The 14,865-nt window shown below is 39.9% G+C and carries 11 protein-coding genes and 2 rRNA genes; 8 read left to right on the forward strand and 5 right to left on the reverse strand.

From position 1 onward, the window contains the following. The first annotated feature begins 2 nt into the window (after positions 1-2). The 3 genes from rrf (H5087_RS00005) to glsB all read left to right on the forward strand — a co-directional run bounded on the left by rrf (H5087_RS00005) (position 3) and on the right by glsB (position 1,764). Positions 3-117: ribosomal RNA gene (gene rrf, locus H5087_RS00005) — 5S ribosomal RNA — on the forward strand. 62 nt (positions 118-179) lie between these two features. Beyond that, positions 180-294: ribosomal RNA gene (gene rrf, locus H5087_RS00010) — 5S ribosomal RNA — on the forward strand. A 546-nt stretch (positions 295-840) separates the two neighbouring features. After that, positions 841-1,764 carry a glutaminase B gene (gene glsB, locus H5087_RS00015; RefSeq protein ID WP_002961081.1) on the forward strand — a complete coding sequence of 308 codons (924 nt, stop codon included), beginning with the start codon at positions 841-843 and terminating at the stop codon, positions 1,762-1,764. Between the two features lie 36 nt (positions 1,765-1,800). Here glsB and H5087_RS00020 read toward each other — a convergent pair whose 3' ends face one another. Further along, positions 1,801-3,105 (reverse strand): inosine/guanosine kinase, encoded by a 1,305-nt coding sequence (locus H5087_RS00020; RefSeq protein ID WP_024597413.1) that lies wholly within the window; start codon positions 3,103-3,105, stop codon positions 1,801-1,803. A gap of 178 nt (positions 3,106-3,283) precedes the next feature. On the opposite strand from H5087_RS00020, the gene tadA reads away from it, so the two are divergent. After that, positions 3,284-3,799 carry a tRNA adenosine(34) deaminase TadA gene (gene tadA, locus H5087_RS00025; protein WP_002961078.1) on the forward strand — a complete coding sequence of 172 codons (516 nt, stop codon included), beginning with the start codon at positions 3,284-3,286 and terminating at the stop codon, positions 3,797-3,799. A 2-nt stretch (positions 3,800-3,801) separates the two neighbouring features. Here the strand turns inward: tadA and H5087_RS00030 are convergent, their stop codons facing one another. Continuing rightward, entirely contained in the window at positions 3,802-3,969 is a 168-nt protein-coding gene (locus H5087_RS00030) for a hypothetical protein (RefSeq protein WP_002961076.1), read from the reverse strand. A 164-nt stretch (positions 3,970-4,133) separates the two neighbouring features. Further along, a complete protein-coding gene (mltF, locus tag H5087_RS00035) occupies positions 4,134-5,642 on the reverse strand; it encodes a membrane-bound lytic murein transglycosylase MltF (protein WP_182670765.1) in 1,509 nt (502 codons plus the stop codon). Between the two features lie 211 nt (positions 5,643-5,853). On the opposite strand from mltF, the gene purL reads away from it, so the two are divergent. From purL to H5087_RS00055, 4 genes are all read left to right on the forward strand, one after another. Next, entirely contained in the window at positions 5,854-9,744 is a 3,891-nt protein-coding gene (purL, locus tag H5087_RS00040; RefSeq protein ID WP_182670766.1) for a phosphoribosylformylglycinamidine synthase, read from the forward strand. Positions 9,745-9,879: 135 nt separating this feature from the next. Further along, positions 9,880-12,330 carry a YdbH domain-containing protein gene (locus H5087_RS00045; RefSeq protein ID WP_182670767.1) on the forward strand — a complete coding sequence of 817 codons (2,451 nt, stop codon included), beginning with the start codon at positions 9,880-9,882 and terminating at the stop codon, positions 12,328-12,330. Between the two features lie 2 nt (positions 12,331-12,332). Beyond that, positions 12,333-12,530, forward strand: coding sequence for a YnbE family lipoprotein (locus H5087_RS00050; RefSeq protein WP_007378800.1), 198 nt, complete (start codon positions 12,333-12,335; stop codon positions 12,528-12,530). Positions 12,531-12,541: 11 nt separating this feature from the next. After that, positions 12,542-12,871: a YdbL family protein gene (locus tag H5087_RS00055; protein WP_002961068.1), complete on the forward strand. Its 330-nt coding sequence runs from the start codon at positions 12,542-12,544 to the stop codon at positions 12,869-12,871. Between the two features lie 47 nt (positions 12,872-12,918). Here H5087_RS00055 and H5087_RS00060 read toward each other — a convergent pair whose 3' ends face one another. Together H5087_RS00060 and waaA are read right to left on the reverse strand one after the other, a co-directional pair. After that, complete coding sequence (locus tag H5087_RS00060) at positions 12,919-13,467, reverse strand: DUF1415 domain-containing protein (protein ID WP_024591451.1); 549 nt, start codon at positions 13,465-13,467, stop codon at positions 12,919-12,921. Then, entirely contained in the window at positions 13,464-14,747 is a 1,284-nt protein-coding gene (gene waaA, locus H5087_RS00065; protein WP_182670768.1) for a lipid IV(A) 3-deoxy-D-manno-octulosonic acid transferase, read from the reverse strand. The genes H5087_RS00060 and waaA overlap by 4 nt, the downstream gene beginning before the upstream one ends. Positions 14,748-14,865: the final 118 nt, after the last annotated feature.

Genomic DNA, 14,865 nt, shown 5'->3' on the forward strand with positions numbered 1-14,865 from the left:
TGCTTGGTGACAATAGCGTTTTGGACCCACCTGACTCCATGCCGAACTCAGTAGTGAAACGAAACAGCGCCGATGATAGTGTAGCATTTGCTATGTGAAAGTAGGACATTACCAGGCTTCAAATTCAGTCGAAGGACTTTAACCTTAATAATTAAAATAAGAAAATTGAAAAGAATTTTCTTGGTGACAATAGCGTTTTGGACCCACCTGATCCCATGCCGAACTCAGTAGTGAAACGAAACAGCGCCGATGATAGTGTAGCATTTGCTATGTGAAAGTAGGACATTACCAGGATTTAATTAAGAGAAACCCGTTACAGTAATGTGACGGGTTTTTTGCTTTTTGGAATTTTGTAAATAGTCCATGCCGAACTCAGTAGCGAAATAAAATAGTTCTAAGGCGAGCCCCGCAGAAGGACGCCTCGACACAAAGATAGTGTAGCATTTGCTATGTGGCTCTCCACCGCTGTGGCACTACGACATTACCAAGATTTAATTAAGAAAAACCCGTTACAGTAATGTGACGGTTTTTTGCTTTTTGAAATTTTGTAAATAGTCCATGCCGAACTCAGTGGCGAAATAAAATAGTTCTAAGGCGAGCCCCGCAGAAGGACGCCCCGACACAAAGATAGTGTAGCATTTGCTATGTGCTTCTCCACTGCTGTGGCACTACGACATTACCAGGATTTAATTAAGAAAAACCCGTTACAGTAATGTGACGGGTTTTTTGCTTTTTTAAATTAAGAAAAACATCCCCCTTTAAATTCAACAACAAAACTAGTTGCGTCTATTCGCGCGTGCTAAAATCCAATTTTTATGAATGATGATATAGAGGTCTAGTTTGCCTACAGCTGATTACCAAAAGGTGCTTGATGAAATAGCACATGAAGTACGCCCTTTATTATCACAAGGAAAAGTAGCTGATTATATACCGGCCCTTGCAGAGGTCGATCCTGAGCAATTTTCTATCGCTATTTATACAACTGATGGTAAAACTGTATGTGCGGGGGATTGCTCTCAACGTTTTACCATTCAGTCTGTTTCAAAAGTTATGACACTTACTATGGCACTGCAACGTTATGGTGATGAACTTTGGCATCGAGTTGGAAAGGAGCCTTCAGGTACTGCCTTTAATTCGCTTACACAGCTTGAGTTTGAAAAAGGGATTCCTCGTAACCCTTTCATAAATGCAGGCGCAATTGTAACGTGTGATGCGTTATACAGCCGCTTATCTGCACCAATGCACTCTATGCTCGAGACCTTTAGGTTGTTAGCTGGTAATAGAGGGATAGTGATTGATAAAAAAGTCGCTAATTCTGAGTATGAATTTAGGCATCGTAATGCGGCTATGGCACATTTAATGAAGTCGTTTGGTAATTTCGAAAATGAAGTCGATGATGTTTTATGGTCTTACTTTAACTTTTGTTCTATTGAGCTCAACTGTATTGAATTAGCCAAAGCTTATAATTTTTTAGCAAATAAAGGTGTTGATAATCGATCGGGCGATCGTGTTTTAAGTAGCCGTCAAAATAAGCAGCTTAATTCGCTATTATTTACCAGTGGCTTATACGATGCTGCGGGGGATTTTGGTTACAGAGTAGGTATGCCAGGTAAATCGGGAGTGTCAGGGACTATTTTAGCCGTGTTACCAAATAAGTTTACGGTAGCTGTTTATTCTCCGGGACTTAATTCGTTTGGTAATTCGGTTGCAGGAATTGCAGCGCTGGAACTGCTATCTAAAAAGCTCGATATTTCTATTTTTTAGGAAGTTGATAGGGAGCAATGATTGCTCCCACCGTTATTATTGTTCCCAATAAACCTGTTCTAAGCAGTCTTCGCGTTCTGGTAAACCGCGAGATAAACGAGGAGAGTGCTGAACCAACACTTCATAACTAGCTCGATTAGCATATTTACTAATTTGCGATAGTGATGAGTAAGTAATAGCTTGTTGCTGATGCTTAGCTGAGTTTGCCACATTAAGTTTATGATAAACATTTGCTGATAAGTCATGTAGCACAGCCGCTAAAGCACAATCGCCTGCACCATTGGTGTTTTTGATTGAGTCAGGTCCACCCATAAATGGGGCTGTATGGCTATATGCTCTGATAGGCTCATCACACTGGGTTTTACGCATAGCACGTGAAAATTCGTATCGATTAAAATCAGGTATTGCTCCTGGTAATAACGGGTATTCGGTTTCACGCTTTAAGCTTTCGTCTACGTAGCCGGCCATAAATAAGCCTTTTTCGCCAGCGGTGCAAATTACCAAATCTACCCAATCAAGTGCTTTATCAGCAGCTAGGAGAGGGTCTTCAAAACCTGTAATAGCTAACCCTTCTTCTTCGTTCATAGCAAGAATATCAACATGCTTTTCAACAAAGTTTGCCCACCAGGTCGGGTCTTGTTCAATTAAGAATTTAGTGCCGAGTGTAAGAACAACTGGCACACCTGCATCATTAGCGTATTTTACCGCTTGCATAGTCGCTTCAGTCATCGTTTCACTACCTTGCGTACGCATGAGGTAGGCACTGATCACTAATGCTGATGAATTTTCAATAAGGTTTTTATCGATAGATTCAGGACGTAAGTGATTCATTAGGCCCGCACTTATTGCAAAAGTACGCTCACCGGTTTCATCAATTAATGTAAAACAACGACCTATAGGCCCATCTACTGGTTGAAGATAGTTTAAATCTACACGGCTTGAGGTATTACATAAAAAGCGGTAAGCATAGCTACCTATTTTTATATTTTCGCTCATTACGCCTAATAAAACTGAGCGATCATCTGCAAGTACAGAGTAGTTGTGCATAGTGTTACCAATGGTCCCACCGGCAAACTCAAAATCAACCATATCGTTTAATTTTAAACGATCGTATAAGGCGTTTGTTATGTCGCTATCAATAACTTGCGACATACCTCTACGTAGTTGAAATTCGTCAAGGAAAGCTTGATCAACTTTGGCCTCTATATCAACAACGATCTGATCGATACCCGTAATATAACTACGTTGTAATCGCTCTGTTGCGTTAAGTTGATTGGTAAGTGGATCTTTGGCTTCCACTGGAAAATAATGTTTATGCCTGCGGCGTCCAGGAAATTTCATTTGCTACCCGTGTTGTGAGCTAAATAAAAAAAGCGTGAGATTATAGCGTAAATCCACACGAGTGAGCCATTACAAACAGGTAAATATCGTTTTATTTTTGCAATAAAGTAATGAATGACGCACTTTAGGGTGCTAACTAGGTATAATTAAAGCATAAAAAGTTATTTAAGTAGAAAGAATGAACGAGCCATTTAATGATTCCTACTGGATGGAGCAAGCGCTTTTGTATGCAAAGCAAGCAGAGTTGCTTGATGAAATTCCGGTTGGAGCAATTGTAGTAAAAGATAACCAGCTAATTTCAGTGGGGTACAATCGCTCAATAACGGATAACGATCCATCTGCTCATGCCGAAATGATTGCAGTAAGAGAAGCTGGAAAAGTACTTAATAATTATCGCTTAATTGATTGCACGCTATATGTAACGTTAGAGCCTTGCTCTATGTGTGCAGGACTGTTGGTGCATAGCAGAATAAAGCGTTTAGTATTTGGTGCCCTCGATGCTAAAACAGGGTCTGCAGGTTCAATTATGAACTTATTACAAGAGCCGAGGTTAAATCATCAAGTAGAGGTATGCGGTGGTGTTTTAGCACAACAGTGTGGTGATACTATTTCGAATTTTTTTAAGCGTAGAAGAGCGCAAATTAAAGCAGCTAAGAAAGCTGCTCGTGATGAACAAATAAATAAACCTAGCTAAAGTTAACTAGCGATTGGCTCTATTTCTGTTTCAGCCATTTGCTGCATAGCAAACATTCGGCGGCGCCAGATGATTTTTTTGTGCAGTTTTCTTAGCATAACACGACGACGTGTGGCTGTTGAATAAATCACATTGCGTTTTAATTTTTGTGTGCGTCTACGTTTTAGCATGTTTTCTCCTAATGCAAGAGTGAGAAAGGCGCAGGGTATATCTTATAAAATAATAATATACAAGTAATACACATTAGTGATCATTTGATGACAAGTAAACAGATATTTAATTTACTTAAATTTTGCTTACTGGCTTACTCAAAAAGCTGATACCTATACAAATCTTAGTTATTGTTTTCACTCGGTTGTTCGGGCTCAATTATAGGCTGTTGTTTTCCTGTTTGCGCTTCATCTTTGTTACTTTTTTCGTCACTTTCTTCATTTAGCTTTGGCTCGGTATCAGTGCTCTGCTCTGTGATTGGTTCTGATTCTGGTTCTACAGCAATAGCATTATTCTCATCTAGCCAAACAAGTGCATCGTAATAGCGACGAATATTATCAACATATTTAACCGCTACATCGCCACGCGCATAACCATAGCGAGTTTTACGGTAATAGCGCTTTTTAATTAACAGCGGTAAGCGTTTTTTTACATCAGCCCATTTATCAGGGCTTGCGCCTTGCTGCTCGGTAATTATACGCGCGTCGTTAACGTGCCCCCAACCTACATTGTAAGCCGCTAGTGCAAGCCATGTTCTATCAGGTTGAGGAATTCTATCAGGAATACGCTTAATCAGTTTACTTAAATACTTACCACCACCGCGAATATTTTGCTCTGGCTCTAAGCGGTTGGTAACACCTACTTGTTTTGCTGTACTGCGGGTTAGCATCATAATACCGCGAACGCCTGTTGGAGATTTAGCGCGAGGATTCCACATAGATTCTTGATAGCTAAGTGCCGCTAATAAACGCCAATCAAGGCTACCAGCATATTGTTCAAACCATGGTTGGTATGTTGGTAAGGTTTCTTTGATAGCTTCGATATAAGCAAGGGTATTTACATAGTTAAATTGGCGCACGTGGCCAAAGTATTTTTCTTCAAGTACGTAGAGCTGATTACTCTGTTTTATATCGCCAAAAAATGGCACTAATAAGGAATATAAAGAATCATCTTTTGATTTATTAAGTATCCATGCAATCGGGTCGTTATGACTAACAGAAAAACCGATACTTAAATTTGGATGATAACGGCGAAACAGCGATAGGGTATGTGTATCAGCGAGTGTGTAATCTATTTCGCCATCAATAACCGCTTGAAGTAGTTCTTCTTCATCAAACTCTTCGCTTTCTATCCAAGTAAGATCTGGATTGTTTTTTTTCATTTTTTGCAGAGTAAGCGAATGGCTACTTTTAGCGATAACAGTAAAGTTGCCTTCTAAGTCGGCAAACTCTCGAGGACGAACACGTCCTTGCTTATAAACTAATTTTTGGCTGATTGTTCTGTAAGTTGGTCCATAACGGTATTGCTCTGCACGGGTTTTATTATAGGTAAGCCCTGAGGCAATTAAATCTAAATCGCCGCTTTCCAGGCGTTCAAACATATCGGATAAGTTAAAAAATGGCACTATTTCAAGCTCTACACCTAGATATTCAGCAAATGCTTGAGATAGCTCATATTCAAAGCCTTGTTCACCTTGAACGGCTTGATAATAATTACTAGCACTTGCAAGTGTACCCACACGTATTTTGTTTTGCTCTTTTATTTGGGCGAGTTGAGTTGGCTGCTCTTGCATATCACATGCACATAACAGCATAACTAAAGTAATGATTATTATTAGTTTTTCTTTGAACATTGAGTGCCCCTTAAGCTCGCCAGCCACCGTTATAGCAAAACTAAGCCATCGCGTCACTTTACCTTTTATTTTATTAACCAAAAGAGGCTATAAATAAAGCTAAAAAGTTAATTTTATGAAAAGCGTAATTTTGAGTTAAATCTGAATGCTAATTGGACTATAATGCGTGCCTAAAATATCGTTCAATCCCTAACCCCGGATGAAATTACCTATGTTGATCCTTCGTGGTGCACCAGCACTTTCAGAGTTCAGAGTTAATAAAATTTTAGCGCGTTGCCAACAATCGCAACTTCCAGTCACTAACGTATACGCCGAGTATGCTCACTTTGCCGATTTAACATCGCCGTTGAGTAGCTCTGAGCAAACCAAGCTTGAAAAACTATTAACTTACGGTCCAACTATTGCTGAGCATACCCCAGCTGGCAAACTTGTACTTGTTACACCTCGCCCAGGTACCATTTCACCTTGGGCATCTAAAGCTACCGACATCGCCCACAACTGTGGTTTAAAGCAGGTTCACCGTGTTGAACGCGGTATTGCTTATTATGTTGAAGGTGATTTAAACGCAGAACAACTTGCACAAGTAACTGCGTTATTGCACGACCGCATGACTGAAGCCACACACAATGAACTTGAAGATGCGGCTCAGCTGTTTCGCAGTGATGCCCCACGCCAAATGTCGTCTGTCGATATTTTAGGTGGTGGACGCGAAGCATTAGTAATAGCCAATGTTGAGCAAGGCTTTGCGCTTGCTGATGACGAAATAGACTATTTAGTAGAAAATTTTACAAAGTTAGGACGTAACCCTAACGACATCGAATTGTTTATGTTTGCACAAGCGAACTCAGAGCATTGTCGCCATAAAATATTTAATGCTGACTGGACAATCGATGGTAAAGAGCAGCCAAAATCGCTGTTTAAAATGATTAAAAATACGTTTGAGCTAAATCCTGAAAATGTATTGTCGGCGTATAAAGATAACGCGGCAGTAATGAAAGGCTCAAAAGCGGGTCGCTTCTTCCCAAATGCGCAAGGTGAATATGCGTATCATCAAGAAGACATTGAAATACTAATGAAAGTTGAAACGCATAACCACCCAACAGCTATTGCGCCATTCTCAGGTGCTGCTACAGGTTCTGGTGGTGAGATTCGCGATGAAGGCGCAACTGGTCGTGGTTCTAAGCCAAAAGCAGGCTTAGTTGGCTTTACTGTATCAAATTTACGTATTCCAGGTTACGAGCAACCGTGGGAAAGCGATTTTGGTAAGCCGGGTCGTATTGTAAACGCACTTGATATAATGACAGAAGGTCCACTAGGTGGTGCTGCATTTAATAATGAGTTTGGTCGTCCTAACTTGTTAGGCTATTTCCGTACTTACGAAGAAAAAGTAACAAGCCATAATGGTGAAGAAGTGCGTGGTTACCATAAACCAATTATGCTTGCCGGTGGTTTAGGCAATATTCGCTCTGATCATGTTCAAAAAGGCGATATTCCTGTTGGCGCTAAGTTAATTGCGCTAGGCGGACCTGCAATGAACATTGGTTTAGGCGGTGGTGCTGCATCAAGTATGGCCTCTGGTCAGTCAAACGAAGATTTAGACTTTGCTTCAGTACAGCGCGAAAACCCAGAAATGGAACGTCGTTGCCAAGAAGTTATCGATAAATGTTGGCAGCTTGGTGACGAAAACCCAATTGCATTCATCCATGATGTAGGTGCCGGTGGTTTATCTAACGCGTTTCCTGAGCTTGTTAATGATGGCGGACGTGGTGGTAAGTTTCAATTACGTAGCATCCCTAACGATGAGCCAGGCATGGCACCACACGAAATTTGGTGTAATGAATCACAAGAGCGTTATGTACTCGCTGTTGGCGTAGAGGACTTTGACCGCTTTGAAGCAATTTGTAAGCGTGAACGTGCCCAGTACGCTGTTATTGGTGAAGCAACAGCGGAACCTCACTTAACAGTGTCAGACAGCCACTTTGAAAATAACCCTGTTGATTTGCCGCTGGACGTATTATTAGGTAAAGCACCTAAAATGCACCGCGATGTAACGTCAAAGCAAGTTGTTGGCAAGGCGCTTGATATCACATCAATAAATGCAGCAGATGCAGCGCAGCGCTTAATGCGTTTACCAACCATTGCAGAAAAAACATTCTTAATAACAATCGGCGATCGCTCAGTTACGGGTTTAGTAGCACGCGACCAAATGGTTGGTCCTTGGCAAGTACCTGTTGCTAACTGTGCTGTAACTGCGGCAACGTATGATACTTACCACGGTGAAGCTATGTCACTCGGTGAGCGTACTCCGGCTGCATTACTTAATTACGGTGCATCTGCTCGTTTAGCTGTGGCAGAGTCGTTAACTAATATTGCTTGTGCAAATATTGGTAGCCTTGAAAACATTAAGTTATCGGCAAACTGGATGGCAGCAGCGGGTCACCCAGGTGAAGATGCTGGTTTATATGAAGCTGTTAAAGCCGTAGGCGAAGAGCTTTGCCCTGCGCTTGGTTTAACTATTCCAGTGGGTAAAGATTCTATGTCGATGAAAACGACATGGAAAGATGAAGGTGACTCACAAGAGAAATCAGTAACATCGCCGCTTTCACTGGTTATAACTGCATTTGGTCGTGTTGACGACGTACGTAAAACAGTAACTCCACAACTGCGCACAGATAAAGGCGATACATCGCTTATATTAGTTGATTTAGGTGCGGGTAAAAACCGCATGGGCGCATCAAGCCTTGCACAAGTTTATAAGCAATTAGGTGATGTAACCCCTGATGTTGATAGCCCTGAGTTATTAAAAGGCTTCTATAACGCAATGCAAGCACTTGTGGCTGATAGTAAGTTACTTGCTTATCATGACCGCTCAGACGGTGGCTTATTTACCACAGTAGCTGAAATGGCGTTTACGGGTCATACCGGTGTAACGGTTGATTTAGCAGCTTTAACAGGTTCTGACATTGAAGCGCTTTATAACGAAGAGCTAGGTGCGGTAATTCAAGTTGCGAATGCTGATTTAGATGCAGTAAATGCGGTGTTTGAACAACATGGTATAGCAGCCATTAGTCACAATATTGGCACGCTTAACAGTGACGATACGATTATGTTTCACCGTGGCGAAAATACGGTACTTAATCATACGCGTACTGAGCTTCGTACTATTTGGGCTGAAACAACGTATCAAATGCAAGCACGCCGTGATAACCCTGAGTGTGCTAAGCAAGAGTTTGATGCTAAATTTGATGCAAAAGATCCAGGCTTAAACGTAAAACTTAACTTTGATTTAAACGAAGATATAGCTGCACCATACATTGCAACCGGTGCTAAACCGCAAATGGCTATTTTACGTGAGCAGGGTGTTAACTCTCATTTAGAAATGGCGGCAGCGTTTAATCGCGCAGGTTTTGCAGCCGTTGATGTACACATGAGCGACATTTTAGAAGGTCGTTTAACACTAGAGCAATTTAAAGGTTTAGTGGCCTGTGGTGGTTTCTCATACGGTGACGTACTTGGTGCAGGTGAAGGTTGGGCTAAGTCTATTTTGTTTAACGACATGGCACGCGATCAGTTCCAAAACTTTTTCCACCGTGAAGATACTTTCAGCTTAGGTGTATGTAACGGTTGCCAAATGTTATCAACGTTAAAAGAGTTGATCCCTGGTACTGAACATTGGCCGCGCTTTGTAACTAATAAATCAGAGCGTTTTGAAGCACGCTTTAGTTTAGTAGAAATACAAGAGAATCCGTCTGTGTTCTTTAACGGAATGGCTGGCTCGCGTATGCCAATTGCAGTTTCTCATGGTGAAGGTCATGCTGAGTTTGCAAACGATGCAGCTACTAAAGCGGCGCTTGATAGCGGCACTGTAGCGGTTAAATTTGTAGATAACTACGGTAACCCTACAACGCAGTACCCAGCTAACCCTAATGGTTCTCCAGAAGGTATTACCGGTATTACGTCAACTGATGGTCGCGCCACTGTAATGATGCCGCATCCAGAACGTGTATTCAGAAGCGTTGCCAACTCTTGGCACCCAGATGAGTGGCTCGAGGATAGCCCGTGGATGCGTATGTTCCGTAACGCACGTAAAAACGTAGGTTAATTATATTTACGTTTATACAAGTTAGATTCATAATCTTACTGTAAAATAAAAAAGGCTGCATTGTGCAGCCTTTTTTGATTAGTATAGTTTTAGCTAAAAGCACAAAGCACAAAGCACAAAGCATTTAAGGATAGTATGTTTAAGCGAATTGGTTTAATTGTTGGCGTTGTATTGCTAAGTACCTTGCTGCTTGGTTATGTATTTCGCTTGCCGCTATTGCAGTGGGTTATAGCGCCTGAGCTCAAAAAAGCAGGCATTACGTTAAGTTGTCTCGATCTTTCAATAACGTCTGAACTAAATATTCATGCTGATAAAGTGTGTGTAAATTATCAAAATCAACAATTACAACTTACTGGTATTACTGCAAATACAAAGCGTGTAGATATTGAAAATGCAGTGCTAACAGTTAATCCACTCCCTAAAAGTGATAATGCTAATCAGCTTGCTAAAAATCTCGATTTAGCACTTCCCTTAAATCGCCCATTAATCAATATTAAACAGCTTGTAGTAAAAAGTGATGAGCTCAATAAGCCACTTAAAATAAGCATATTAGAACCCAAACTAAATAAATTTAATGTCTCAGGTGATATAAACGCAAGTGCAATTTTGACTGCTAATAAAGTAAGTGGTCAGTTTGAAATTAATGACACTTTTTTAAAGCACGTTATAAACACTAAAAATACATTAATAGCAGATTTTAACTTTAATACTCAGCAAGCATTTAGCTTTGATGGTATAGAACTTAAGTTAAATGGCGATATTAGCTCCCAGTTTACTCACACGTATGAGCAGTGCAAAGTTAACGTATTAACCACTGGTAAATTGGCGACGCGTTTTAATTTAAATAGCCAAGCGTTAATGTTTAATACCGATTTGCTTAATAACAAAATTAATTTAACACCAAGCTGTACTGAGTTAATTCCACCAAGTGAATATGCAGGCTTTATTAGCAAACAAGTTCCTTTAAATTGGCAACTTAAACTCCCTCAATCAATTCGCTTAGAGGCTAGTGAGTTGAGGGTACCTGCAATTAATTTGGTAAGCGTGGGCGATAAGCAATTTGATATTTTAATAACAGATACAACACTAAATATTACATCTTCATTTGAAGACTTACAGTCAACTTTATCAGCTCAAATAAATACACCCGATATAAATAATATTAACGTTAATGCTCAGTTATCTGGCGCTGCGATTAAAGGCGATTACGCCGTTATGCTTGAAAATTTACCTGAGTTTGTACCCGCAACAGCGGATGGGCTTAGCCTTAGTGGTCACTTTAATATAAGTGAGTTTATAGACTCAAAACCCATTGGGCTTATAAATGCTAAATTAACGCTTAACAGTGTAGATGCGTTTGATATAAGTGCAGTGCAATACCAAGGTGATTTAACTGCAAAAATGGATAAACAGTTAAACACAGAAGTAACGTTAACGCAGCAATTAAAAAGCGCAGAATATAAAGAATTTAAAGTCACAGATATAAGTAACACATTAACAGCAAATGCTAATTTAGGCGTAGGTGAGTTATTTGCTGATCTAACAGCAAAAACGAATATAAAGGCTGTTAATAGCCCCGACATAAAACTTAATAATATAAAAGTAGAGTCTACGGGCTTGCAAAGCCGTGCACTAAAAGCTACGCATCACGCATTTATAAATAATGTTGAGTTAGTGATAAATCATCATATGTCGTCGCAAGCTCATCCATTTGAAGTGGTTATTCCTGAACAAAGTGCGCTGTCGTTAAATGCGTTTATTAGTCAATTTGAGCCACTTGCACAGTTAACAGAGGGCGAATTTAATGGCTATATTAGTGGCGATATAAACTTACAAAATGCACTGTTCAATATAGGGATTAGTCATACAAGTGCATTGTATAACGATTACCTTGCGAGTGATTTAAGCAGTACATTTAGCGGGGAATATAATTCAGGTAAGCTTAATGTAAAACCAACTACCTTTAATTTAAATGAATTTAGAGCCGGTGCCGTAGTTAAAACTATTAAAGGTCAATGGCAAGTTAATAACAATACCGCGCTTATAAATGATGTAAAAGGAAGTGTGTTTGGTGGCGAGTTTTCATTAGATAGCTACACAGTAGGGAAGCCAAACCAAGTTGCTAATGTTAAGTTTGAAAATATTGATGCAAGCAAACTTGTTACACTCGACGATAAGTCGGGCATTGTATTAACGGGACGCTTGGCGGGGTCTTTACCGGTTCACTTTGATAGTGGAAAAATTGAGATAATTGACGGAAGCTTATTTAGCCAAGGAACAGGTAATTTAAAAATTACCAATAATGCCGCTTTTGATTCAGTAATGCAGCAACAGCAAGAGTTACAACCTGTGTTAGGGCTATTAACTAATTTAGATATTCAAAAACTTAATAGCAGTGTGGCACTAAAAAACGATGGTTGGTTAAAACTAGGGGTTAATTTGCAAGGCTATAATAAAGCAGAGCAGCAGCAGGTTAACTTTAATTATAACCACGAAGAAAACGTATTTACACTTTTACGTGCACTGCGTTTAAGTGACGAAATTACACAAAAAGTTGAGCAACAATACTCACAAAAAGGAAACTAATAATGAGACAGTCGTTATTGATAAAAGTACTGCTCGCGCTGAGTGCTATTAGTGCACTCAGTGCTTGCACGCATCGTGTTGAGGTGTCTGCTAAAGAGCCCATTACTATTAATTTAAATGTGAAGGTCGATCACGAAATTCGCGTAAAAGTAGATAAAGAACTCGACAATTTATTTAGTGACGACAGTGAGTTATTTTAAGGAGCTAGAACATGAATACGAAGAAAAAATTAAATATTATTACGTTAGTTAGTGCAGTATGTATGTCTTTCTCTGCTTGGGCTATTAGCCTTGATGACGCTAAAAACCAAGGTTTAGTAGGTGAAGATAGCTCTGGTTATTTAGGACTTGTTGTACAAAACGCAGAGGCAAAAGCCGTTGTTGATGACATAAATGCAAAGCGTAAAGCGCAGTACTTAAAGCTCGCTAAAAAGAATAACTTGTCGCTTTCACAAGTAGAAGCACTTGCTGCCGCTAAAACAATTGAAAAAACCCAAAGTGGTCATTACGTTGAAGTAAATGGTAACTGGGTTAAAAAATAAGCGTTTGTTATTGTCTTGTTCTGCACAAACCAAATAAAACCGAGCATTTAAGCGCTCGGTTTTTTACAGCCTTCAAGTAACTGCTGCCAAAAATCAATCCCCTTACGCCTTGCTAGATTTATATTATGCTCTGGAATCGACTCGGGCTCGTTGTAACTATCAAGTGCTTCGCTCATACTTGCTTCGCGGATTAAATGCAATGTAGGAAAGGGCGCTCTATTTGTGTAGTTTGCGGCATCGGTTTCATCACTGTCAGCAAATACGTAATCAGGATGAAAATTAGCGATTTGATACTTACCTTCAAAGCCTTGCGCGACTAAAAGTGCATTAGCTAAATCGACCAAGTCTAAAAAGTCTTCAAAGTCACTAAAGCCATTGTCAAACATGATAAGGGTTGTTTCGCGCTCTGGTTCACGGTCAAGCTCAACACATTGCTCAAGCATATCCATCACAGCATCATCCATAGTTGCTGCTGGGCTGACTATGTAATGAATACAGTTGTTTTCTACTTCTTTGCGTGCAAACGGGCAAAAGTTATATTTAACAATAACAGATGACACCCATTCACGGGTTTGGCTTATAGCTATGTTGGTCACGGTTTTGGCTCTAAATATTGATTAATAATGTTAAGTGTTTTTTGTATAGCACCTTGGTTTTTAGTTACGCATTGCGCAGCTTTAATACCTAAGGTTTGGCACGCTTTTGTGTTTTGGCTAAACGTTATGAGCTGCTTTGCGAGTTCGTCGTTACTATCAACCACTACAGCGCCTTTAAGCTTTATTAGCTCGGGATAAACATGGTCAAAATTGTATGTGTGTGGACCTGTTATTACACCTACCGAAAACGCAGCGGATTCTAGTGGGTTATGTCCACCTCTACGAATTAAGCTGCCACCAATAAAGCTCACATTTGCAGCGCCATATAAACACTGTAATTCACCAAGCGTATCAGCAAGGAGTATTTGTTCATTATTATAGTTATTTTGGCTACGACGGCTAAAGCTAAGTGGGCTTTGTGTTAAAAGCTCTGCCACTTTGTCAAATTGCTCTGGATGGCGCGGGGCAATTATAAGTAATGCGTTCGGTTGCTTTTTTAGTAACTCTTGATGGGCTGAAAGTACCAGCTCATGCTCAACAGGATGTGTTGATCCTGCCACCCACACAAAGCGTTCATTACTACTATAAAGCTGTTTAAGGTTGAGTACTTTAGCTAGTTGCTCTTCACTTGGTGTTATATCAAATTTTATTGAGCCTGTTACATGGCTTTTTGAAGCTTCGAGACCAAGTTCAATAAAGCGTTTAGCATCTGTTTTATTGTGACTCGCAAGTACCGTAATTGAGCGCATAATAATATGCGTTAATTTAGCGACCTTTTGATAGCCCTGCTGTGACTTTTCAGAGAGTCTTGCATTGATGACAAGTACTGGTATGTTTTTTTTGTGGCTTATCGCCATTAAATTTGGCCATAGCTCGGTTTCTAAAATACATAATGCTTGTGGCTTTATACGCTTTAAAAATCGGGCTGTCGCAAACGGAAAATCGATTGGTAAGTAGCTACACGCCACAGTATTTTTAAACTGGTTAAGTATTTGCTCTCTGCCTGTTGGGGTATTACAGGTTATAAGTATATTTAAGTTTGGATGCGCTTTTTGCAAAGCTTTAATAAGTGGCGTTGCGGCAAGTACCTCACCAACAGAAGCACAATGAAAAACTAAAGGTTTAGTTTTAACCGAAAACAAAGACTTACTGACAAACCCAAAGCGCTCTTTAAAGTGTGCACGATAGCCTTGGTTTTTTTTACCTCGTAAAATATAGAGATAAAATACAATCAGTGGGCTAATAATAATTAATGCGAATGAGTAAAAAATGCGTGCCATACTGATCTTTCTTAAAGGGAAGTGGCGTTAGTTTACCGTGAAATAGCCGTTTTCTAAACAGACTCGTTATAAAATATGGTCTGGGTTCAGTTATAACCCGATAAAATACACACAATTA

The sequence above is a fragment of the Pseudoalteromonas sp. SR43-7 genome (assembly GCF_014163785.1).
Lineage (GTDB): Bacteria > Pseudomonadota > Gammaproteobacteria > Enterobacterales > Alteromonadaceae > Pseudoalteromonas > Pseudoalteromonas distincta.

Excerpts from the sequence above, each read along its gene's own strand:
- H5087_RS00030 (WP_002961076.1), bottom strand. The coding sequence starts at position 3,969 with ATGCTAAAACGTAGACGCACACAAAAATTAAAACGCAATGTGATTTAT.
- H5087_RS00045 (WP_182670767.1), top strand. The coding sequence starts at position 9,880 with ATGTTTAAGCGAATTGGTTTAATTGTTGGCGTTGTATTGCTAAGTACC.
- mltF (WP_182670765.1), bottom strand. The coding sequence starts at position 5,642 with ATGTTCAAAGAAAAACTAATAATAATCATTACTTTAGTTATGCTGTTA.
- waaA (WP_182670768.1), bottom strand. The coding sequence starts at position 14,747 with ATGGCACGCATTTTTTACTCATTCGCATTAATTATTATTAGCCCACTG.
- tadA (WP_002961078.1), top strand. The coding sequence starts at position 3,284 with ATGAACGAGCCATTTAATGATTCCTACTGGATGGAGCAAGCGCTTTTG.
- H5087_RS00050 (WP_007378800.1), top strand. The coding sequence starts at position 12,333 with ATGAGACAGTCGTTATTGATAAAAGTACTGCTCGCGCTGAGTGCTATT.
- purL (WP_182670766.1), top strand. The coding sequence starts at position 5,854 with ATGTTGATCCTTCGTGGTGCACCAGCACTTTCAGAGTTCAGAGTTAAT.
- H5087_RS00055 (WP_002961068.1), top strand. The coding sequence starts at position 12,542 with ATGAATACGAAGAAAAAATTAAATATTATTACGTTAGTTAGTGCAGTA.
- H5087_RS00020 (WP_024597413.1), bottom strand. The coding sequence starts at position 3,105 with ATGAAATTTCCTGGACGCCGCAGGCATAAACATTATTTTCCAGTGGAA.